General features: G+C 55.6%; 18 protein-coding genes. 9 read left to right on the top strand and 9 right to left on the bottom strand.

Translation table 11 applies throughout. The features are described from left to right. Positions 1–29 precede the first annotated feature (29 nt). Positions 30–1,832: a mechanosensitive ion channel family protein gene (locus tag ACFFLD_RS06995; RefSeq protein WP_386038551.1), complete on the bottom strand. Its 1,803-nt coding sequence runs from the start codon at positions 1,830–1,832 to the stop codon at positions 30–32. A gap of 411 nt (positions 1,833–2,243) precedes the next feature. Here ACFFLD_RS06995 and msrP point away from each other — a divergent pair, with 411 nt between their 5' ends. The 3 genes from msrP (at position 2,244) to ACFFLD_RS06980 (ending at position 5,754) form a co-directional block, all read left to right on the top strand. Beyond that, on the top strand, positions 2,244–3,260 hold the full coding sequence (gene msrP / locus ACFFLD_RS06990) for a protein-methionine-sulfoxide reductase catalytic subunit MsrP (protein WP_386038549.1): 1,017 nt from the start codon (positions 2,244–2,246) through the stop codon (positions 3,258–3,260). Beyond that, positions 3,260–3,877 carry a protein-methionine-sulfoxide reductase heme-binding subunit MsrQ gene (msrQ, locus tag ACFFLD_RS06985; protein ID WP_386038547.1) on the top strand — a complete coding sequence of 206 codons (618 nt, stop codon included), beginning with the start codon at positions 3,260–3,262 and terminating at the stop codon, positions 3,875–3,877. The genes msrP and msrQ overlap by 1 nt, the downstream gene beginning before the upstream one ends. A 101-nt stretch (positions 3,878–3,978) precedes the next feature. Next, positions 3,979–5,754 carry a S8/S53 family peptidase gene (locus ACFFLD_RS06980; RefSeq protein WP_386038545.1) on the top strand — a complete coding sequence of 592 codons (1,776 nt, stop codon included), beginning with the start codon at positions 3,979–3,981 and terminating at the stop codon, positions 5,752–5,754. 71 nt (positions 5,755–5,825) lie between these two features. Here the strand turns inward: ACFFLD_RS06980 and ACFFLD_RS06975 are convergent, their stop codons facing one another. Beyond that, entirely contained in the window at positions 5,826–6,404 is a 579-nt protein-coding gene (locus ACFFLD_RS06975) for an NAD(P)H-dependent oxidoreductase (protein WP_386038543.1), read from the bottom strand. A gap of 214 nt (positions 6,405–6,618) precedes the next feature. On the opposite strand from ACFFLD_RS06975, the gene ACFFLD_RS06970 reads away from it, so the two are divergent. After that, complete coding sequence (locus ACFFLD_RS06970) at positions 6,619–7,521, top strand: LysR substrate-binding domain-containing protein (protein ID WP_386038541.1); 903 nt, start codon at positions 6,619–6,621, stop codon at positions 7,519–7,521. 92 nt (positions 7,522–7,613) lie between these two features. Here ACFFLD_RS06970 and ACFFLD_RS06965 read toward each other — a convergent pair whose 3' ends face one another. Next, the gene (locus ACFFLD_RS06965; RefSeq protein WP_386038539.1) at positions 7,614–8,453 is read right to left on the bottom strand and encodes a helix-turn-helix transcriptional regulator; all 840 of its coding nucleotides are present in this window, start codon (positions 8,451–8,453) and stop codon (positions 7,614–7,616) included. 141 nt (positions 8,454–8,594) lie between these two features. On the opposite strand from ACFFLD_RS06965, the gene ACFFLD_RS06960 reads away from it, so the two are divergent. Next, entirely contained in the window at positions 8,595–9,761 is a 1,167-nt protein-coding gene (locus ACFFLD_RS06960) for an MFS transporter (protein WP_386038537.1), read from the top strand. A 56-nt stretch (positions 9,762–9,817) separates the two neighbouring features. Here the strand turns inward: ACFFLD_RS06960 and ACFFLD_RS06955 are convergent, their stop codons facing one another. Both ACFFLD_RS06955 and ACFFLD_RS06950 read right to left on the bottom strand, forming a co-directional pair. After that, positions 9,818–10,723 (bottom strand): NAD(P)/FAD-dependent oxidoreductase, encoded by a 906-nt coding sequence (locus ACFFLD_RS06955; protein WP_386038535.1) that lies wholly within the window; start codon positions 10,721–10,723, stop codon positions 9,818–9,820. Between the two features lie 148 nt (positions 10,724–10,871). After that, positions 10,872–11,321 (bottom strand): Rrf2 family transcriptional regulator, encoded by a 450-nt coding sequence (locus ACFFLD_RS06950; protein WP_386038534.1) that lies wholly within the window; start codon positions 11,319–11,321, stop codon positions 10,872–10,874. 258 nt (positions 11,322–11,579) lie between these two features. On the opposite strand from ACFFLD_RS06950, the gene ACFFLD_RS06945 reads away from it, so the two are divergent. Genes ACFFLD_RS06945 through ACFFLD_RS06935 form a run of 3 tightly spaced genes read left to right on the top strand, consistent with a single transcriptional unit; the run spans position 11,580 to position 14,725 of the window. After that, positions 11,580–11,798 (top strand): DUF1656 domain-containing protein, encoded by a 219-nt coding sequence (locus ACFFLD_RS06945; RefSeq protein ID WP_386038532.1) that lies wholly within the window; start codon positions 11,580–11,582, stop codon positions 11,796–11,798. Next, positions 11,798–12,694, top strand: a complete 897-nt coding sequence (locus ACFFLD_RS06940; RefSeq protein ID WP_386038530.1) for an efflux RND transporter periplasmic adaptor subunit — start codon at positions 11,798–11,800, stop codon at positions 12,692–12,694. The genes ACFFLD_RS06945 and ACFFLD_RS06940 overlap by 1 nt, the downstream gene beginning before the upstream one ends. 3 nt (positions 12,695–12,697) lie before the next feature. After that, positions 12,698–14,725 (top strand): FUSC family protein, encoded by a 2,028-nt coding sequence (locus ACFFLD_RS06935; RefSeq protein WP_386038528.1) that lies wholly within the window; start codon positions 12,698–12,700, stop codon positions 14,723–14,725. On the opposite strand, the gene ACFFLD_RS06930 is transcribed toward ACFFLD_RS06935, so the two are convergent. Then, positions 14,706–15,626 carry a LysR family transcriptional regulator gene (locus ACFFLD_RS06930; RefSeq protein ID WP_386038526.1) on the bottom strand — a complete coding sequence of 307 codons (921 nt, stop codon included), beginning with the start codon at positions 15,624–15,626 and terminating at the stop codon, positions 14,706–14,708. The two genes, ACFFLD_RS06935 and ACFFLD_RS06930, sit on opposite strands and share 20 nt — an antisense overlap. Before the next feature lie 141 nt (positions 15,627–15,767). On the opposite strand from ACFFLD_RS06930, the gene ACFFLD_RS06925 reads away from it, so the two are divergent. Further along, a complete protein-coding gene (locus ACFFLD_RS06925) occupies positions 15,768–16,160 on the top strand; it encodes a RidA family protein (RefSeq protein ID WP_386038524.1) in 393 nt (130 codons plus the stop codon). A 58-nt stretch (positions 16,161–16,218) separates the two neighbouring features. Here the strand turns inward: ACFFLD_RS06925 and ACFFLD_RS06920 are convergent, their stop codons facing one another. Genes ACFFLD_RS06920 through ACFFLD_RS06910 form a run of 3 tightly spaced genes read right to left on the bottom strand, consistent with a single transcriptional unit; the run spans position 16,219 to position 21,008 of the window. Beyond that, entirely contained in the window at positions 16,219–16,776 is a 558-nt protein-coding gene (locus ACFFLD_RS06920; protein WP_386038522.1) for a sugar O-acetyltransferase, read from the bottom strand. A 54-nt stretch (positions 16,777–16,830) separates the two neighbouring features. Further along, a complete protein-coding gene (locus tag ACFFLD_RS06915) occupies positions 16,831–19,890 on the bottom strand; it encodes an efflux RND transporter permease subunit (protein ID WP_386038520.1) in 3,060 nt (1,019 codons plus the stop codon). After that, positions 19,887–21,008: an efflux RND transporter periplasmic adaptor subunit gene (locus ACFFLD_RS06910; protein WP_386038518.1), complete on the bottom strand. Its 1,122-nt coding sequence runs from the start codon at positions 21,006–21,008 to the stop codon at positions 19,887–19,889. The genes ACFFLD_RS06915 and ACFFLD_RS06910 overlap by 4 nt, the downstream gene beginning before the upstream one ends. Positions 21,009–21,074 lie beyond the last annotated feature (66 nt).

The following is a 21,074-nucleotide window of genomic DNA, read 5'->3' as shown; positions in this document are numbered from 1 at the left end:
TGATAGGCCTAACATGCGCCGCTTCTGCGTTATTCCGATGATTTGGCTTCATCGCTATCTGATCTATCTGCATCCGAATTCGCTGATGGTGTTGCTTCATCGCTATCTGCCTCTTCATCAGCGTCTGTTACAGCAGTATCCGCCGAGCGCTTGCCTTGATTGCCACGGGCGACATCATTATGGCTGATCACCATAACCTCGCGCGGCCACCACTCGGGGTGATTATCACGAATAAACGTCATTAACTGTTCGCGAATATTCATTTCCGCTGCCCAGCCTGAAAGCGGATCAGAGGTCATCAGATAGCAGGTAATCGTCTGGGCTGTTGCGGTTTGCCCCGTGACATAGCAAAGCAGCTTGTGATGCTCCACCACGCAGTCTTCCTCCTTGGCATACTCCAAGAATTTTTCTCTGATCAAGGGTATATCAGCGCTTAGGTGAAGCGTCAATTCAAGGCTTCGATACATCTTGGCGCTTTTAACCGACAAGTTTTCAAAAGGTTTGGAGGTAAAGTACGTGACCGGCACGATCAAACGGCGCTCGTCCCACACTCTCAAGCGGATAAACGTATAAAAAATGCCCTCGACATAGCACCACTGCCCTTCAAATATCACCAGATCCCCAATCCGGATGGGCTTGGCCAGCGACAGCTGAAACGAGGCCAGAATATTCCCCAGCACGGCTTGCCCTGCCACGCCGACTAGCACTGCCAATACACTGGCAGAAGCCAGGATGGATAACCCCAGGGATTCAAACAACTCAATCTGTCCCAGGATGTAGATAGACACACCGGTAACCGCGACCAGAATGATGATGCGCCGCAGGGCATAGAGAGAGGTCAGCAGTCGGCGTTCGTCCTGGGGTTTCGTATCATCTATTTCACCCACTAACCGACGCGTCATACGCAACATGATCGTGTCGACTAAACGCAACGCGATCGTCCCGGCGCCCCACGCCAAAATGCTGATTAACAGCACGCGGAAGGTCGTTGTCGCCACCGCCGAAAAGGACACAACGTAATCCAGTAGCATCTGAGTGACTATCGACATGGCAATGAGCGCTGTCGGCATGCCTATTTGGCTTACAAAAATAGTCGACGCCCCAGAAGGCAGCCATGACGTCATCAGTCGCACCAGATGATGGACGCCCCACCCCACCATCCCCACCACAATCACAAAGAGCGGTATGGCAATCCACTCCCAAATCCTCAGCATGCCAAACGACGCTTGAAGACGTTTCGGAATATACTCTTCCAGCATCGACGGGCCGTACTGCTCGTACAGGACAGGAATATACGACACGCTAACCGGCATGATCAGCCAGACGGGCTCCTGGTCCTCCACCCGGTACCGGCCCAACCGAATATCATAGGTTTCCCCGTTGGCTTTTAACGATGACAATTCGATATTGCGACGCGGCTCTCCGGCGCGCGGGTTTTGCCCAGAGGGATTCTCGATCACAGCATCTTCCCGCCCAGGCAGATCAGAAACGCTTAGCCATTCACCACGCTGAAGGATTTCGGCCATTTGCCGAGCGAGTTCCGGACCTTGTTCGCGCTGCTCCTGTTCAGAAAATTCAGACAGGTTGAGCACATGCGACGCGGCCTCGTACTTTTCCTGATTGGTCAGATCCAAAAAGCTTCTAATCGCTTCTCGCGGCGTCACCCGGTTCGCTTCTTTGGGTGGATCACCAAGCCCCGTGTTTAACGAATCAACGCTAAACCATCGGTTAGTTTCGCTCTCTCCTCCTTGAGTTTGTGCCGCGCAAAGGCTGGACAATGTCAGTGCCAACACTAACAACACCCATGCGAGCCACGAGCTGTTTACTTTCATACGTACCTTTATTGGTTAAAGTGGGTAAATGTATTGGTCAAAGTGGATAAATGGTCCTATTACCGACAGGCTAGTGGGCTACCAGCCAGCCCAGGGCGCCACCCCAGGGCCATCCTTGTCAGTGAAAGAACGAATTACAGCCTACCTTTCTTAATGGTGCAAGCGTGATGATGCAAGCCACCGTGGCGTCATGATGGGTTAGATACCATTGACCAACGTTATGCCCTTTACATGACAACTCATGGAGTGGCTCTGGCCCACCATAGAGACCGTTGGCCTCCTCTCAAGCATTAAGCACAGCGGCAGGTGGCATTATACAGTTGTTAGCACTAACGAACTTAATGTACCAATGAACGTCGAACTTGCGTTCGTCGGCCGTATCAGTTGGCATTTTTCACGTGGAGTCATCCTATGCTCATCAAGATCGCCAAACCGAGTGATTTGCACGAATCCGAGGTAACGCCTGAATCCATTTACCTTTCACGGCGACGCTTTATGGGCGGCATGGCGGGCTTGGGGGCAGGACTTGCCCTTTCCGGCCATGCGCAAGCCAGCGCCGACTACGCCGATGTGCCCGACGGCAATGCGCCTGCGTGGTTAAAGGAAAAAATCAGCGCGACCGAATGGCGAGCCGTTACCCCTGATGATCCTGACAAAGACAAGATCGCCCCCTTTGACGATGCCAGTGGTTACAATAATTTCTACGAATTCGGATCGAGCAAAACCGATCCAGCCCGCCATGCAGACAGCCTGGAAACCCAGCCCTGGAGCGTGGTGGTGGATGGCGAAGTAAATAACGGCGGGCGCTTTGCTCTAGAGGACTTCGCCAAGCCGACACAGTTTGAAGAGCGCATCTACCGCCTACGCTGCGTAGAAGCGTGGTCGATGGTGATTCCTTGGCTGGGCATCCCCCTGGCTGAGATAATCAAACGCGCCGACCCCACCAGCAAAGCCAAGTACGTGCGCTTTGAAACGCTGGTCGACCCCGAACAGATGCCAGGGCAACGCTCCTCGTTCTCGCTGATTGACTGGCCCTACGTGGAAGGTCTGCGTCTGGACGAAGCCATGAACCCACTAACGTTACTCGCCATGGGGATGTATGGCCGTGAACTGCCCAATCAAAATGGCGCGCCGTTGCGATTAGTGGTGCCCTGGAAATATGGCTTCAAAAGCATCAAATCGATTGTGCGTATTTCTCTGGTGGAAGAACAACCGGTCAATTCCTGGCAGCTTATCGCCCCTGATGAGTATGGTTTCTACGCCAACGTCAATCCAGAGGTGGATCACCCCCGCTGGAGTCAGGCTACCGAGCGTCGCTTGCCCAATAGCCTGTTTAGCCCCAATACCATTGAAACCCGTATGTTTAACGGCTACGCCGACGAAGTCGCCGAGCTGTATGCGGGGTTGGATTTAAGGAAAAACTATTGATGGCAACCCCACGCGGATGGCTAGTGTGGCGCGTGGGCGTGTTCCTAGCGGCGCTCGCCCCGCTGATATTTTGGAGTTGGCAGGTGGCGAATAATGCCGCCGGCCCCGAGCCAGGTCGTTACCTGCTGTTGAACATTGGCATCGGCGCGCTGTGGTTACTGCTGCTTACTCTGAGCCTTACCCCACTTACCAAGCTCACCCGCTGGAAAGGCTTTGCGCTGATTCGCAGACAGCTTGGTCTTTGGACGCTCGCCTACGCCACTCTGCATATGCTTAGTTACGCGCTATTTATTCTGGGGCTTAACTGGGCCCTGCTGGGCAGCGAGCTGGTCAAACGTCCCTACATTGTAGTCGGCATGATCGCGCTCATCGGCCTGGCCGTGCTGGGCGCCACCTCCAACCGCTGGGCGATGAAACGCTTGGGCAAACGCTGGAAGCCACTCCACAAATTTTCCTACGCCATTTTAGGCCTGGTACTGCTGCACTTTTTCTGGGTAGTGCGCGCCGACATGCAAGAGTGGGCAATGTACGCCGCCATTGCAGCGCTCATTATGGCGACCCGCCTGCCTCCTGTGGCTCGCTCGCTACCTAAACTGCGACACAGGGTGAGCCGTTAACAGCTAAGCCAATGCTCGTTGGAGCAAGACTAATTCATGTTCTGTTCAGTAAATGCGTTTATGCTGCGTGCCGTTAACTAAATACCGCTTGGAGTAGTCGCATGGCAGTAACCTATGGGCGCGGTGGACGCCTGGCAACAGCGCTGGCGTTGATGTGGATGACGACAGTCGCAGCGGCTGAGCAACCGCCTTTACGAGTCGAACAACTGCAGCGCTGTGGTGACCTCTTACAGATGGATGTTCAGGAGTTCTGCCTGCAGGTCAGCGGCCTTGATAACAGCGATGTTCAAGTGACGCTGAACGGTACACCCCTGCCAATGGAAGCGCTCGACCGCCAGGGATACCGAGTACGTTTACGTATCAATAGCACCGAAGCGCAAAGCGGCCCGCTGTGGTTCAAGCAGCATGAACAGTCCAGCAACCCGGTCTGGGTCAGCCTCAAGGGTAGCAATGTCATAGCGGCCACCGATGAAGAGGTGGCGAAGAACATGGACGGCATCACCACCTACGTCGACCTTATCAGCGTAATTATTGAAGAGAGCCATGACGGGGCAGAAGAAGCGCAGCACCTGGCAGAAAAGTACGGGGCCGAAGTCGTCGGCATGATCCCGCCGCTCAATACCTATCAGTTGCGCTTACCTGTCAGCAATCTGGATGAACGCGATGCAATGGTGCTCAGGCTGGGTAACGAAGTCAGCGTGGATGCCGTGGTAACCGAAGAGTCAGGCGCTGAAGAAAGTATTGAGCGGGAGATAACCTCACCCCCTGCTGCGGAGGATGACCAGGAGTGGGCATCCAACCGTTTCCTGGATGCCGTCAATTACTACCAGCGGCGCCTATCCCACCAGGGTGGGGATATCGACACGCACCCAATCCGTGTTGGCGTTATCGAGCGAGAGGTCGATTTCGACGCGCCCGACTTTGCCGATTACTTGGGTGAATGCCGTGCCGACGCCCATAGAACCTGCGTTTATGCCCGCGATGCCGCCAAGCCCGACGGCCATGGCACGACGGTGGCGGGCGTATTTGCCGCGGCCTGGAATGAGGGAGGCAATAGCGGCTTTCTGCGTGGGCTGGATTCGGTAGGCCCAGGCTTCGACGTGATCGTGGACCGCAATTCGGATGCAGGCATTACTGCCAATGTCGCCGCCTCGGTGAATTTGGTAGAAGACGGTGTACGTGTACTTAACTGGAGCTGGGGCATTCACCGCGTCGGGGCCGTCGACATTAATGGGGAGGAGATCGATTCGCTGGTACGTTCCGGCATCGCCATGAGCGGTTACGAAGAGCTGCTTGAAGAGTTCTTCCTATGGCTGCGCCGTGAACACCCCAACGTGGTAGTGGTAAATTCAGCAGGCAACGCCTCGTCGTTTTCTGGCAATGACGATTATCGCCTGCCCTCCTCTTTTGTGACCGACCAGTTGTTCGTGGTCGGTGGGCATGAGCGCAGTGATCAGGACGTGGCCGTTGATGATCCCCGTTACGCGGTCAAACGTCGTGCGTCCAATATTGATATGCGTGTGGATATAACGGCAGCGGCCTGTGTCCGAGGCTCCTCCCTGATAGCAGATGAGCAAGGCGAGGCCCATTGCGGCACCTCCTACGCGACCCCTCTGGTCGCTGGCCTATTGGCAGCCATGATGTCGATTGACCCCGAATTGTCGCCAGCGCAATTACGCATGCTGCTACGCCGTAGCGCCATGACCATCGGTGAAGAGTTTGATTTCGAGCCGACCGATGCCGATGACCTGACCGCCCCGATATTACCGTCGGAGCGTGCCAATGAGCTGAATCACCCGGATATCGGCCTTTCCGCCCGGCTGGATATGTACAAGGCGCTGGACCTGACGGTACAGAGTCTGGATCGGGATCGCTAGATTAGATAAAAGGCCAACACGCCCACCTCGCAGGGTGGGCGTTTCCTAAACAAGTACTTCAACCCAGTACTTTAACCAAGCACTTTGCGCAGGTGGCTACGATAAGCGGCCTTATCACGTTCGACATCCGGCAACTTCATCACATCGTTGGCGATAAAGGTGGGTAGCGCCGTCAGCCCAATAAATTCCTGAGACTTATGGAACGGGAAATACACACCATCCACGCCGCGCCCTTCAAAGAAGTTGTCAGGTTCATCGAACGCTTCCAAGGGAGCGTTCCAGGTCAGCGATAACAGATAGTTCCGCCCCTGCAGCAAGCCCCCACTGCCGTACTGCTTCGTTGGGTCTTGGCGGCTGCGGCCATCGCTTGCGTAGAGTAAACCATGGCCTTCTGTGAACACCTCATCAATATAGCGCTTGACGGTCCAAGGCGTGCCCATCCACCAGCCCGGCATCTGGTAAACAATGGTGTCTGCCCAAAGGTAGTTTTGAACCTCGGTAGCCAGATCGTAACCTTGATCAATAATCGTCTCGCGTACCTCGTACCCCATCTCGTTCAAGGTATCCATGGCTACACTATGCAATGTATTGTTGAGCTCGCCACCAGAGTGCGCAAACGCCTTTCCGCCGTTAATCAATAAAATCTTCATTTACTAAATGTCCCGTTAATGAGCAGCGCCAAGCCTATAGCCCTATGACCCAGCAGTAATGGCGGATATTGTGGAATGAAGAGGAGCGGAAAAGAAGCTACGTGGCAGCAAGATACTTTTGATTTAAAATCAACAACACTACACATTTACCCTTAAGGTGCCCGCTCACTTTATGAACAGCCCACTATGACAAGCACGCCATGAAAAGCCCATTATGAAAAGTACTCTTGAAGAACAGCAGGCGTTTGTGACCGTGGTCGACAGTGGCTCAATCACCGGTGCTGCCGAACGACTTGGCATTACCGTTTCGGGTGTGAGCCGTGCGCTTAACCGACTGGAGCAAAAACTTGGCGCCACGCTACTGCGCCGAACCACGCGCCGCCTAGAGCTTACCGAAGAGGGCGAAACCTTTCTAAATCACTGCCGCCGTATTCTAACCGCGGTGGATGAAGCCGAAGAGGCAATGCAGGATCGCCACAACCAGCCTAAAGGTAGGTTAAGAATCAATGCCGCCCCCAGCTTTATGCAGTTCGTTATCGTGCCGGTAATTAGCGAGTTTCGTGTACGCTACCCGGGTATTACGCTGGAGCTTGATACCCACGACCGTTTTGTTGACCTGTTGGAACAGCGTGTTGATTTAGCCATTCGTATTGGCAAGCTGGAGGACTCCTCTCTACATGCACGTCTACTTGGCTATAGCCCTGTGCGTCTACTGGCCAGCCCCCTCTATCTTGAACGCCGCGGCACACCGCAAAACATCGAAGCCCTTCAACAGCACAGTCTGCTGGGGTTTAGTCAACTGGACCACCTTAATCACTGGCCCATCACCTGTGCTGACGGCAAGCGCTTACACATTACCCCAACGTTGGCGGCTTCCAGCGGCAGCACACTAATAGAGCTAGCCATGGCAGGAGAAGGCATTGTTTGTCTGGCTGACTTCATGACCATCACTCCCCGCGAGAATGGCGCGCTGGTTGAGGTATTGCCCGACCATATCGAACTACAAACCCAAGTCGTCAACGCCGTGTATTACCGCCAGGCCACCCTTTCTCAACGCACACGGCTATTTATGGAGTTCCTGGCTGAACAGCTCCCGGGGAAGTATCTGCAGGGATGAAGAACGAGCTACCCGGCGCATTAGCCAGAGCGCCCCACCACCAAACAATACCAATACCAAAGACATATGGTGTCGCTGCCATCCAACATACATTAACCCGCTACCCACTCATTAAACGCCCGCGCCTCGGCGTCATTCCCCTTATGTGCATAATAAACCAGCCGTAGGTGGCGTTCTTCATCGACGGTTAGCGTGGTGTGATCAAGCGCGACAGCGCCTATCTCTTCTAGATAAAGATGCCGCACTCCCTGGCAAGGGGCGTTTACTTCCTGGGTTTTCCACCACTGCTTGAACTCAGGCGACACCTTGGTTAACTCGTCGACCAAGGCATCAATGGCGGGGTCTTGTGCGGCACGAGCAAAGTCGCGCCGAAAACTGGCTAGCATCTGGCAGGCCTGTTCTTCCCAGGGGGCAAACAGCTCACGCATCGCAGGATCCGCAAATAATAGCCACAACATATTGCGGCGCTCAGGCTTATGAGACGAGAAGTTAAAGAGTTTATCGGCGGCATTGTTCCATGCCAGCACATCCCATCGCAGGTTCAGAATATAGGCAGGCCGTGCAGGCAGATCATCCATCAGCTGTTGAACCAACGGCGGCACGCTGCACCACGTTTTGCCCAGCTCAGAAGGCAAGCGCTGATGCGCAAGCAAGAATAGATGGCGCCGCTCAGCCGCATCGAGCTTGAGCACTTTGGATAAGTTATCTAAAAACGTAGCCGATACACTAATATCGCGTCCTTGCTCCAACCACGTATACCACGTCAATCCTACGCCCGCTAAGGCGGCGACTTCTTCTCGCCGTAACCCCGGGGTACGCCTTCGGCGGCCACGCGGCAGCCCTACATCTTCCGGCGCTATTTTCTCCCGATGCTTACGTAGAAATTCAGCCAGATCTTCTCGCGTACGTGTCAGCGTTCTAACGGGAGTCATGTGTTCACCATCGGCTAGCACCTCTAGTAATAGTATAAATAGCTAAATTGTACCCCTTTAAAACCCTCTCCAGAATAGCGACTCCTTGGCTAACGCCAATCATTTTGCCTATTGAGCTTTCGCTTTTATCTGGAGGACGTAATGACTGATCAATCTCGGCTATCGGTATATCTTGTCGCGCTGGGAGCGTTTGCGCTTGGAATGGCCTCTTATGTGACAGCGGGGCTTATTCCGCTTATCGGCGATGCTTTCGCGGTCTCGGCTGCCACTGCAGCTCAGCTTGTCACAGCGTTCACGCTAGCCTATGGCTTGGGCTCGCCTATCGTTGTTGCCCTTCTACCCGGCAAACATCAACGCCTGGGCTTACTCGTGGCACTGGCGGTTTTTATTCTCGCCAATATCGCAAGCGCCCTGGCCGAAAGCTTTATCACTCTCGCCATATGGAGAGCTATCGCAGGCATGGGCGCCGGGGTTTACCTTGCCATGGGCATTGCCGCCTCAGCTGCCATAACGCATGAGGATCATCGCGGCAAAGCGATTGCCATCATTATGGGCGGCATGGCGAGTGGCACGGTACTGGGGGTGCCTATCAGCCTGTTGCTGGCCGAACGCTTAGGCTGGCAGTCAGCCCTGTGGCTAATTTCTGCGCTAGGATTAGTCGCCTATGCAGGGCTTCACGCCAAACTACCGGCGCTGCCAGCCGCACCAGCGCTTTCACTCGTCCGCAAACTCGCCATTTTGAAAAACCCTAACGCCATGGCCATTCTGGCGGTTTCCCTATTAGGCGCTATTGCCAGCTTGGGCATGTATACCTTTATTGCCCCGTTTATGGCGGCCCCTGAGTCAGGCGCTGTTCAATCGATTACCGGCTATTTGTGGGTGTGGGGAATTGGCGGCGTCGCGGGCAGCTTTCTGATCGGCCCGCTGGTGGACAAATTTGTCGGCCCTGTGGTTACCCTAGCGATTATGCTGCTGCTTTCTTTAGCGCTCATTGCCTTGCCGTTTATGGCGTCGGTTCATCCACTGATGGCGTTGTTGCCTATTGCGCTTTGGGGCGCAGTGGGCTGGGCGCTGCAAGTGCCCCAGAAAAACGAGCTGGTGCGTACTCGTCAACCTCATGGCGATGGCAACCTGGCGGTCGCACTCAATGAATCAGCGCTTTATCTAGGCAGTGCCATTGGCGCCGCAAGTGGTGGACTCATGCTGGCCCTCAACCTGCCTGTTTCGTCGTTAGCGCTGGGCGCGGGAGTTATCGCCTTAGCAGGGGCAGCAACACAATTGATGATCGTCATACGCACAAATCGCTAGCACTATAGGCGCACGCCAAGAGGCATTTCACATGCCGCTTGGCGGTTCTGCATAAATCAGCCTCTTACTTCACATCCAAACATCAGCGTTCGGTGTGTAGAGCCCCCCGCCATGGCACCATCGGCAACAGCAAACGTGACCGAGCCTGCAGCGCGAGCTACATCACCACAAGCAAAAATGCCTGGAATCGATGAAGCCTGCATCTCATCGGTTTTGACGACTTTTCCCATGGGAGACTCCTCAAGCTCACAGCCCAACTGCGCCACCAGCGGGTCAAGGTGAATGCGCGGGGCTACGAATAACCCACTTAACGGAAACACACGACCATCCTGCATTACTAGCTCAATACCTTTTGTCTGCTCATTGAGATGTGATGCCGCGCCATACTCTACCTGTGTCCCACGTGCTTTAAGCTGTGCCAGCTGTTCGGCATTGGGATCAAAGGCATCGTTAAGAAACAGCGTCGTTGTCCCCCAATCAGGCAGCATCAAACCTTGGTGCATAGCGAGTTCTGACGATGCCAACACACCGATGCCCTCTTTGCCCAACTCATAACCGTGACAGTACGGGCAGTGGAAAACGTGCTTTCCCCACTGGTCGGCAAGTCCTGTTAAATTGGGTAGCTCATCGGTAACGCCAGCAGCCAGAATAATGCGTCGTGCCTGGTAGGTACTGCCATCGGCCAGCGCCACCAAGAAATCATCCGCCTCCCCCGTTATCGCTTCCACCCGCCCCGTGCGCCACTCAACCGTTGGATACTCCATCAGTTGGCTACGGGCCTCAGCTGCTATCTCTGCAGGAGGGGACCCATCGTGGGTTAAAAAACCATGGGAATGTGAAGCAAAACGATTACGGGCTTGTCCCGCATCTATCAGTAATATTTTTCGCCTTGCTCGGGCTAACTGTAATCCTGCCGACATGCCTGCGTAGCTGCCACCAATAATCACTGCATCAAAACTCATTGCTCTTCCTCCATTCACGCTCAGCGTTTGAAAGCCGATTTTAATCAGCCGACATCATGTATCTTTTATTGATACATTAAAAAGCGCACAAAGGTCAATCACAATGTTGTGACGTCTGGTTAACGTTCATCAGATAGCTAGTGAAAGATTAAAGCGCTGGCAGTTGATAGCCCTTGCGCGCTGCAATATCGTCAAACTGAGTGGCCAGTTCCGCCAACGTAACCGCTCCCAAGCGGTCGATCAATAGCGCTTCCGCTTCACGCATGGCATCAAAAAGCGCCGCATTAACCACCTGCTCTACCGCGCAGTCCGGGTTATCACGGTCAGTACCAATGGCAAAAATGCGGGGCCCACCCACGGCGGTGTGTATATCGAGCAACGTTACGCTGTGCAAATCGCAGGCGATGCGCCAGCCACCGTTGTGTCCTTTTTCAGACTTTACATAACCTGCTTTACGCAGGCCCGCCATAGTGCGTCGCACGACAGCTGCATTGGTGCCCAACATGGCGCCAATCTGCTCGGAGGTAATCGGTTGTGATTCCCGCGCGATGTGCAGCAAAACATGCAGCATGCGAGAGAGGCGGCTATCGGTTCTCACGGGCAACCATCAACTATTCAGCGATGAACAAAGAAAAATCAACGAAACGGCATTTTAACACAGCGCAACGGGGCTAAGCATGACCGTCGTTGATGGCACTAGCAACCTGACGGCACCTCGATAGTCTTTAAAGGTATTTATGTTTATTCGCACTATACTACAGGCTGATTTATTCTTGACCGGGATACAATTTCAGCACGCCTTAAGCTCCCGTTATTAACTTCCACCTTGTTTACTTCTAGCCATTTCAAGGATGTTATGGGTCTTCAAGAAATCGCCGTTGGCGGCATTTATCTCAGCCCACTGCTGATCTACGCTCTCATGGGGTTTATTGCCACGTTAGTGGTTCGCACGCTGCTTCACTGGGTCGTCGGCGAGTACGCGCTCTGGTACGAGGCATGGTTCGACATCTCGCTTTTTGTCATTTTCACAGCGGCTGCCACGTTTATTTTTACCCTTTTGCTTGAGAGCCCTTAATGCGCCCATCGCTTCGTATTTTGCTCACTTTAATTATTGTCGCCATTGCCATTGCCGCAGGTGCCTGGCTCTGGCGTTATTACCTTTTTACCCCCTGGACCCGCGACGCTCGTGTTCATGCCGAGGTCGTCACTATTGCCCCGGATGTGTCTGGGTGGGTAAGCACGCTCAGCGTGGCGGACACCGACCATGTTGAACAGGGCGAGACACTGTTTGAAATCAACGACACACGTTATCAAGCGGCAGTCGACAGCGCCCAGGCGACGGTTGATCACCGCCAGGCGACGCTTGAGCTCAACCTCGCCGAAGAGAGTCGGCGGAACCAGTTGAGCAACAGTCGGGCGATTAGCGCCGAAAACCAGCAGATTGCTCAAATAAACTCACGCATTGCGGAAGCCGATTTACAGCAAGCCCAGGCGTCGCTGGACAGTGCCCAGCTTGACTTGGCCCGCACTCAAATAACGGCCCCGGTCAGCGGCCATATCCTCAACGTGCAGCTTTCTGAGGGCACTTACGTCAACCGTGGATCGCCTGTCATGGCGTTGATCGCCGATAACTCTTTTTATGTGGTGGGCTACTTCGAGGAAACCAAAATGACCTCGATTGACGTAGGCGATCCGGTCGAGATTATTTTGATGAATGGCGATACCCACTTGAACGGCCGAGTCGCGGGTATTGGTCGCGGCATTGCCAATAGCAACATGTCGCTTAATCAGCAATTGTTACCACAGGTAGAGCCGACCTTTAGTTGGGTGCGCTTGGCGCAGCGCATTCCAGTGCGTATCTCATTAGACAGCGTCCCCGACAACACCCTGCTGAGTGTCGGCATGACCGCGACGGTGCGCGTTCATCCTGCCGAACACACCAACGACCGCCCAGCCGACCAGCCCGAGTGACCTATGTCACCGTTTCTTAACACTTATTTAATGCCCAACGCCACGGCGGTCAAGTTTGCGATCAAGACGACCCTGGCGATGATGCTCGCGCTCTACGTTGCGCTCGCATTTAACCTGGAACGCCCCTACTGGGCATTGATTTCCGCAGCGTTTCTACAGATACGGCCGATGAGCGGAATGGTGATCGAGAAAGGCATCTGCCAGTTAGGCGGCACCTTTATCGGCGCCGTGGCGGGAATCATCATCATGGCGCTGTTCGCCCAGGCCCGCATTCCGGCACTGATGACACTGACGCTCTGGATTATGCTGTGCACTTACGTAGGGTCGCTATGGCGCAATAACTATACCTACGGGTGCCTGATGGCAGCGGTTACTGCGATGTTGATTGTAGTGATCTCCAGCAACAGCACGCCAGCCGGCATCTTTGAGATTGCTGCGGCAAGGCTTTCAGAGTTGGGGCTTGGCGCGATCTGCGCGATGCTGGTCAGCTCTCTGCTTTGGCCGTCGCACGTGGGAACTCACTTAGCCACTCAGGCCGACAACGTCATCAACGAAGCGTTTAAACATGCCGCCCTTCGCTTAGAGGCCAGCGACGATATTCCCGCAATGCAAGCGGCGTTGCGCGGCAGCCTAACCCCGTTAACGCTGCTTGAAACCGACAGCCAAGCTGCCCGTTTTGAAGGCCCACTCGGCCCTGGCCGAGTACGCGCCACCCATGTATTAACGCGACGGACGCTGCGTTTTTTTGCCAATCTTCAGGCGCTTCATCAATTGATGCACGACCATGCCGATCGATTAGATCCGCAAAGCATTGTGCTCGCCGGCGAGGTTGCCCAAAGCTTTCGAGATGCAGAAAACGTCAAAGGAGTAACGGCGTCAAGAAAAGCACTTAAAGCATTACGCCACCAGGTTCATGAACACGACGACGAAGACGGCTTAGCGCCACTCGACCGGCGCTTGCTGTTGGGGCTACGTGAAGCCATCGGCCACGCCATGGTCATGCTGGATGCCCGCGAGGCCATTGCTTCACCGGCAAGCCACCAACTGCGTTCATCACCGCTGGCCTGGCACCGCGATCGTTTAGCGGCCAGTATCAATGCCCTGCGCTCCGGGCTGGTGTTCTCCCTGCTTGCCACCTTATGGATTGTCACGGCGTGGCAAAGCGCCATGGTGGCGATGATGCTAGGCACCCTGTTTTCAGCTTTCTTTGCCAGCCGTGACAACCCCATCGCCATCACCATGATGTTTTATAAGGGAATGCTGGTCGCCATCCCCAGTGCGTTTCTGTTTGGGCATGTGCTGCTTTCTCAGGCGCATGGTTTTCCGATGCTGGCGATGATTTTTGGTACGCCGTTGTTTTTAGGCCTATTAGGTGCCACCAACCCGGCTACCATGGGCTATTGCCTATCCTTTACCATTTTCAACATTCTGCTGACCATGCCCAGCAATGGGATGGATTTCTCATTCGACAGCTTCGCCAATCGGGTAGTGGCTGCGGTGATCGGGCTTAGCTGTGTGGTCATGGGGTTTCGCCTGCTGCCTGGGCTGGGGGCCAAGCTTCGACGTCGGCGTTTGATCAAGGCAATTTCCACCGATATTCACAAGCTTCAGCGGCGCTCAATTCGTGGTGCCGAAACCCGTTTCAGCGGCCACATGGCGGATCGGCTGCTGCAATTGGCCCAACACGATGACATGTTGCCCGAAGAGCAACGTCACCTGTTTATTCTCGGTCTGACCGGGCTTGATCTTGGCACCGCCACGCTGCGCCTGCGTGACCGACTCGATGATGCACCGAACCCCCATATCCGCCGCGCGCATCAGCATTTGCTGCGTGCCCTGGCCAATGGGTTTGAGCAAAGCGCCAATGGAAAGCCTCCCGAGGGCATTCGCGAGGCAGGCAAACAACTGGATGAGGCGATTGTCGCCTACGGCGATGTCCCGGCCGATCGGCGCGTACTGCTGGAAGGACTCATTGAACGGCTAGAGCTAGCGCTGGAGCGCCTTGCGCGCATTATGTCAGAACACCCTTAGCCGCATGCTGAGCCATCAATTCCACGACCCAATCGATAAACACGCGTAGCTTGGCGCTGACGTGCCGATTGGGTGGATAGGCTATGTACATCGGCATCGAGTCGAGATGCCACTCATCAAACAAGCGAACCAGTTCGCCTCGGGAGACGTGCTCCATGGCCATGTAATCAGGCAGCCGAATGGCGCCGAGACCCGCTAGGCCCGCTGCCAGACCGGCATTACCGTCGTCGACCGAGATCACATAGCGACCTTGAACGTTGATACTCTCATCGTTGCGGTGGATGGCGTAAGAAGAAGCCAAGCCAGCACGTACCCACCTGAACCCGATAATGTAGTGAGGAGGGAACGACAGCTCTTTTGGATGGGAAGGCACACCCGCCCTCTCCAGATAGCTTGGTGCAGCGTAAACACCGAGGCTCAGGTCGCCCACGCGACGCGCCATCAAAGATAAGTCGGTAAGTTCCCCACCGCGGATCACACAGTCAACGCTTTCCCCGATCAAATCCACCATGCGATCACTCACCCCCAAATCAAGCTGAATATCAGGATAGCGAGCGTGGAAGGCAGGCAAAGCGGGAATCAGGATCATGCGAGCAAAAGGGCTAGGGACGTCAACTCTTAGTCGGCCGCGAGGCAACATCGAGGCATTAGAGAGGCTAGTTTCAGCATCATCTAGATCGTCCAGAAGCTTTATAGCGCGTTCGTAGTAGGCAGCCCCGTCAGCCGTAACGTTAACTTTGCGTGTGGTGCGGTTGAGCAGCTTTACACGCAGCCGCGCCTCTAATTGCTGCACCAGTTGCGTCACACTGGTCTTACTCATGTGAAGTGTTTCCGCCGCCTTGGTAAAGCTGCCCGTCTCCACGACCCGAGCAAAGGCCTGCATTGCATTAAAACGATCCATGACGTTGCCAAACACCTCGTGATTGTTTGAGATATACAAACAATGTTGAACAGAATTCGCCGTTTATCCACCCCTAATGTCAGCTTAAAGTGACTTCATCGTAAACAACGGGTCGGCTTCGACCTACTGAAGGAGATTCACATGGCTAAGCGTGACGTCGTTTTTCCCCAGGGCCGTCAGGCGCTTTATGAGCAGAACAGCTATTCCGCCGCCGTCCGCTCAGGCGACTTGCTGTTTGTGTCGGGCCAGGTCGGCAGCCGTGAAGATGGCTCACCCGAGCCGGACTTCGCCGCTCAGGTGGAGCTTGCCTTCGACAACCTACAGAATGTCCTGGAAGCAGCGGGGGCAAGCTTCGACGATATCGTCGATGTGACGAGCTTCCATACCGACCCGGAAGCCCAATTCCCTATCTGGCTGGAAGCCAAGGCGCGTGCGTTTCCGGAAAAACCTTACCCTAACTGGACGGCGGTCGGCGTGACGTGGCTGGCGGGATTCGACTTTGAAATCAAGGTCATTGCAAGAGTGCCCGCGTAATCAGCCAAGCGGCTTATGTGTTTATTCGGTGCGGCGTCTTTAAAAGCCGCCCTCCCCACTAAATGTCGATGTTTTTAATAACTTTCGCCGGATTACCGCCGACAACGACATTGTCCGGCACATCTTTGGTAACCACGGCGCCCGAGGCAATAACAACATTGTGGCCGACCGTTATGCCGGGGTTGATGATGGCCCCGCCGCCAATCCAGACATTATTTCCAAACGTAATGGGCTTTGCATATTCTTTACCGGCATTACGTTCAACGGGATGAAGAGGATGGGTAGCCGTATAGATTTGAACGTTCGGCCCCAGCATACAATTATCGCCAAAGCGTATTTCACAAACATCCAGCATCGTGCAGTCGAAGTTGGCGTAAAAATTTTCCCCCACATGGATGTTATAGCCGTAATCCAGGCGGATATTGGGTTCTATATAGAGATGCTCCCCCGTCGAGCCGAGCAACTCTTTTAACGCTTTCAAGCGCTGGGCGTCGGTGTCTAACCCATGGTTATAGCGCCTGACTTTTCGCCTCACCTCTTCACGGTCTTTAAAGAGTTCCAAATCAGTTGGGTCGTATAACCTGCCCGCTAACATCTTGTCTTTTTCTGTTTGCATCGATCCCCCTCGCTCACCTCGTATATTGAATTCAGCCACCGCGTAAAAGCATCATCATAGAGGCTTAAACCCTAAAGATGCTGGACGCTTAAAATAACGTTTCACCCAACCAACAAAATCATCGATACAACTATAGACAACGGGAATCACCAGCAGGCTCAAAAGCGTCGACGTGATCAACCCGCCGATCACGACGAAGGCCATGGGGGCCCGGAAGCTGGGATCACCCGCCCATCCTAGGGCGATCGGCATCATGCCCGCCCCCATGGCAATGGTGGTCATCACGATGGGCCGGACACGTTTTTTGCAGGCATCAAGAATGGCGTCTGCGCGTTCCATTCCATGCGTCTGACGAGCGATGATGATGTAGTCGACCAACAGGATCGAGTTCTTGGTGGCAATCCCCATTAGCATGATCAATCCGATCATGGCTGGCAGCGACACGGGGGTCTGGGTGAGGAACAACGCCAGGAAAGCCCCGGGGATGGAGAGCACCAGCGCCACCAGAATAGTGACCGGCTGCGTGAAATCCTTGAGCAGCAGCACCAGCACCATATAGATACACAGCACGCCGGTCAGCATAGCAATCCCGAAGCTTGAGACAAGCTCCGCCATTTCCTCGGCATCGCCTTCTGCTGCCTGAAACACGCCGCGCGGCAACTGACGTAAACTGGGCAGTGCCTGCACGGCCTGTTCGATTTCTCCCAAAGGCAGCCCTTGCAGGCTCACCTCGAAATTGACGTTGCGCAGACGATCATGCCGGGTGATTTCCGAAGGACCGCTGCTCCACTCAAAGGTAGCCACGCTCTCCAGCGGCACTGGTCCGTTCGCACCAGGCACGGGTAGCCGTTTAAGGGTCGCCATATCCTCCCGCGCGGTATCCGCCAGTCGGACCATCACCGGCACCTGACGCGAGCTGAAGCTCAACTTAGGAAGGTCCTCAGCGTTGTCGCCCACAGTCGCGATGCGCAGCGTATCGGCGATGGCCTGAGCCGAGACCCCAAGGTCGGCGGCGCGGGCAACATCAGGGCGTACAATGAGTTCAGGCCTGACCAGGCTGGCCGTCGAACTCACCGCGCCGATGCCGGGAATGGCGCGCATCTCCCGCTCGACTTGGCGAGCATGCAGTTCCAGCACCCGGCTATCCTCACCGGCGAGCACCAACTCATAGCCATCCCCCTCGTCGCCTACGCGAGTTCGCACGCCGGGAAGCGTGGCGAGTGCAACGCGTAACTGCTGCTCTATGTCTTGCTGCGTAATGCCCGCGCGGGTTGCGCGATCCGCCAAACCAACGGTCAGTTCCACTGAGGTCACATCAGAGCCACTGCTTCCGGAGCCCCCACCGACAGCCGCGAAGACGCTAAGGACATGCCGTTGCGTCACTAGTCGTGAGCGTGCCTGCTCGGCAAGCGCCACCGCTTCAGAAAAGGTGCTACCGGGCGGCAGGGTGAGCGTCGCCTGGGTATGGGAGTTATCATCGGGGGGTATGAAGGTACCCGGCAGGGTCGAAGCCAGCCAGATACCTCCTGCAAAGCAGGCCACCGCCGCGAGGAGCGTCGTCTTACGGTGGCGCAGGCACCAACGGGCGACGACCAAATAGACGCTAATCCACGCTGGATCGTGCGAGGAATGTTGGGGTTTGCGCAGCAGATACGCAGCCAGCATGGGCGTGAGCAGGCGCGCCACCAGCAGCGAAAACAGCACCGCTACCGAGGCCGTCCAACCGAACTGAACGAAGAATTGCCCGACGGTGCCGCTCATAAAGGCCGTGGGCAGAAAAACGGCAATCAACGTAAAGGTGGTGGCGACGACGGCCAGGCCAATTTCCGCCGCCGCATCCATGGCAGCCTGGCGCGGGGGCTTGCCCATTAGCAGGTGCCGTTCGATATTCTCAATCTCAACAATGGCATCATCCACCAGCACACCGATCACCAGCGACAGCGCCAGCAACGTCACCACATTGAGCGTGAAGCCCATCAGATGCATGAAAGCGAAGGTGGGGATGATCGACAGCGGCAGCGTAACCGCCGCAATCAGTGTGGCACGCCAATTGCGCAGAAAGCAGAACACCACCAGCACCGCCAGCGCCATGCCCTCGAATAGCATGTGCAAGGAGCCCTGGTAGTTCTCCAGCACCGGCCCGACGAAATTAAAGGCTTCTTCGACCTCTATATGAGGATATTGCGCCTGCAATTCTGCGAGCGCAGACTGCACGCCCTCGGCCACATCCACCTCACCGTACCCCTCGGAACGCGTCATCTCGAAGCCAACAACGGGTACGCCATCAAGCAATGCCATCGAGCGCCGCTCGGCCACGGTATCGGTGACCGTCGCCACTTCATCAAGGCGAATACGCCGGCCATCGCTGAGTGCCAACTCCATCGTCGCAAGCTCGGCTGCGGATTCAGCGTTGGCGATGATACGCACGGCCTGTTCGGCGCCGCCGACATCCACACGCCCACCGGGCGCCTCCAACTGTACCTGGCGCAGCTGGCGTGAGATATCCAGCGCCGTGGTGTTCAGCGCCAGCAGGCGATCCGGATCCAATGCCACGCGGACTTCGCGATCGACCCCGCCGATACGCCGAACCGAACCAACGCCTGGCACCGACAAGACGGCCTTGGTCATTTTGTCATCGACGAACCAGGAGAGTGCCTCATCGTCTAGTTCGGAGGAGGTCACCGCGTAGCGCAAAATCGGCTCACTGGAAAACTCACCCTTGCGAATCACTGGATCACGCAGGTCGGCGGGTAGCTCCGAGCGGATGCGGGCAACCGCGTCGCGCACGTCCTCAAGAGCCTCTTGCAACGACTTTTCCAGCCGGAATTCGATAGCAATGTCGGCATTGCCATCCGTCAGCGTTGTAGAGATATTTTTGACGCCAGAGATGGTAGCGAGGGAGTCCTCGATCTTGCGGGCAACCTCGTTCTCGATTAAGGCGGGGGCCGCCCCCGGCAACGAGGCGGAGACCTCTACGAGGGGCAGCTGCACATCCGGCAAGTCCTGAATAAACAAGCCCCGGAAGGAGATGAGCCCCCAGAAAGTCAATAGGATGAAGAGCAGAACAACCGGAATAGGATTGCGAATCGCCCAGAATGAGGTATTAAGCGTCATACCCCCTCCTCGGCGACGATCTCAACCACCCGCACCTGATCACCGTTGCCAAGAAAAGCACCGCCCGAGGCGACCACCAAGGCGCCAGGTTCAAGGCCGGAGAGAATTTCAATGCGATCCCCCGTGTGCTGGCCCAAGACAACTTTTTGCTCCGTTATCTGGCCAGCATCGCTGACGCGGTGGACATAGCCAAAGCCATCGCGAAGCTGCACCGCAGAGCGTGGTAGCGTCAACACTTGACGGGAACCCAGCTCGAATTCCCCCCGTGCAAACATTCCCGCTCGGGCAACGTCGCTTATTGGTAGGTCGACATAAACCAAACCATTGCGTGTAGCGGTGTCCACGAGCGGCGCGATGGTGCGCAATCGCCCTTCGAGGTCGTAGCCGCCTGACAGGGTGATCGTGGCAGGCTGGCCAGATCGCAGCTTATTCAGATCAGGCGCAGCGACCTCTGCCCTCCACTCCAGCCGACCGTGGCGCGTCAGTCTGAACAGCTCCTGATCAGTGCCGGTAACAGCGCCAATCGTAGCCGTACGGGAGGTAATCAAACCGTCGTCCGGGGCGACCACCTGCGTCTGAGCCAAGCGTAGCGCTTGGGCCTCATTCTGTGCTTGCGCAACGCCTAGACGCGCCCTGGCGGTGAGCTCGGCGGTTTCGTATTGCTGAATCTGCTGCTCTGAAAGCGATCCCGTGGTTTTCAAACCTCGGGCACGCTGGGCATTGGCATTCGCTTCCGCAAGCGTTGCCTCGGCTTCAGCCACGGCAGCGCGACTTCTAGCCAGCTCCGCGCGCACCGTCGTGTCGTTATAAACGGCCAGTACCTGCCCTTCCGTGACCTCATCCCCCACGTCTGCTTTAACGTCTACCAGCCGCAGGCCCCCGATTTCGGTACCGATAATGATCTCCTGCCACGCAGCGATATCACCATTGGCCGCAATCGTCGTCGGAAGCGTCTGAAGTTCTAATGTCGTCACGTTGACGGATAGTGAGGGCTGCGCCATCGGTTCGGCGACGGCGTCGCTTTCCGACGACACCGCCTGCATACACGCCAGCGCGGCAGCGCTAGCGATCACGGCAATCGTCATGCCGAGATACATTTTTCCGTTTGCAGGTGACATGATTCAGGCCTGTTTCAAATTGTTCAGTTCGTTGATGAAAAACGACATCAAGCTTTTCTGTTGAAC

Origin of the sequence: Vreelandella sulfidaeris (genome assembly GCF_042429665.1) — a bacterium.
Taxonomy (GTDB): domain Bacteria; phylum Pseudomonadota; class Gammaproteobacteria; order Pseudomonadales; family Halomonadaceae; genus Vreelandella.
Note: the sequence above shows the minus strand (reverse complement) of the source record. Positions and strands in the feature narration are given on the sequence as shown.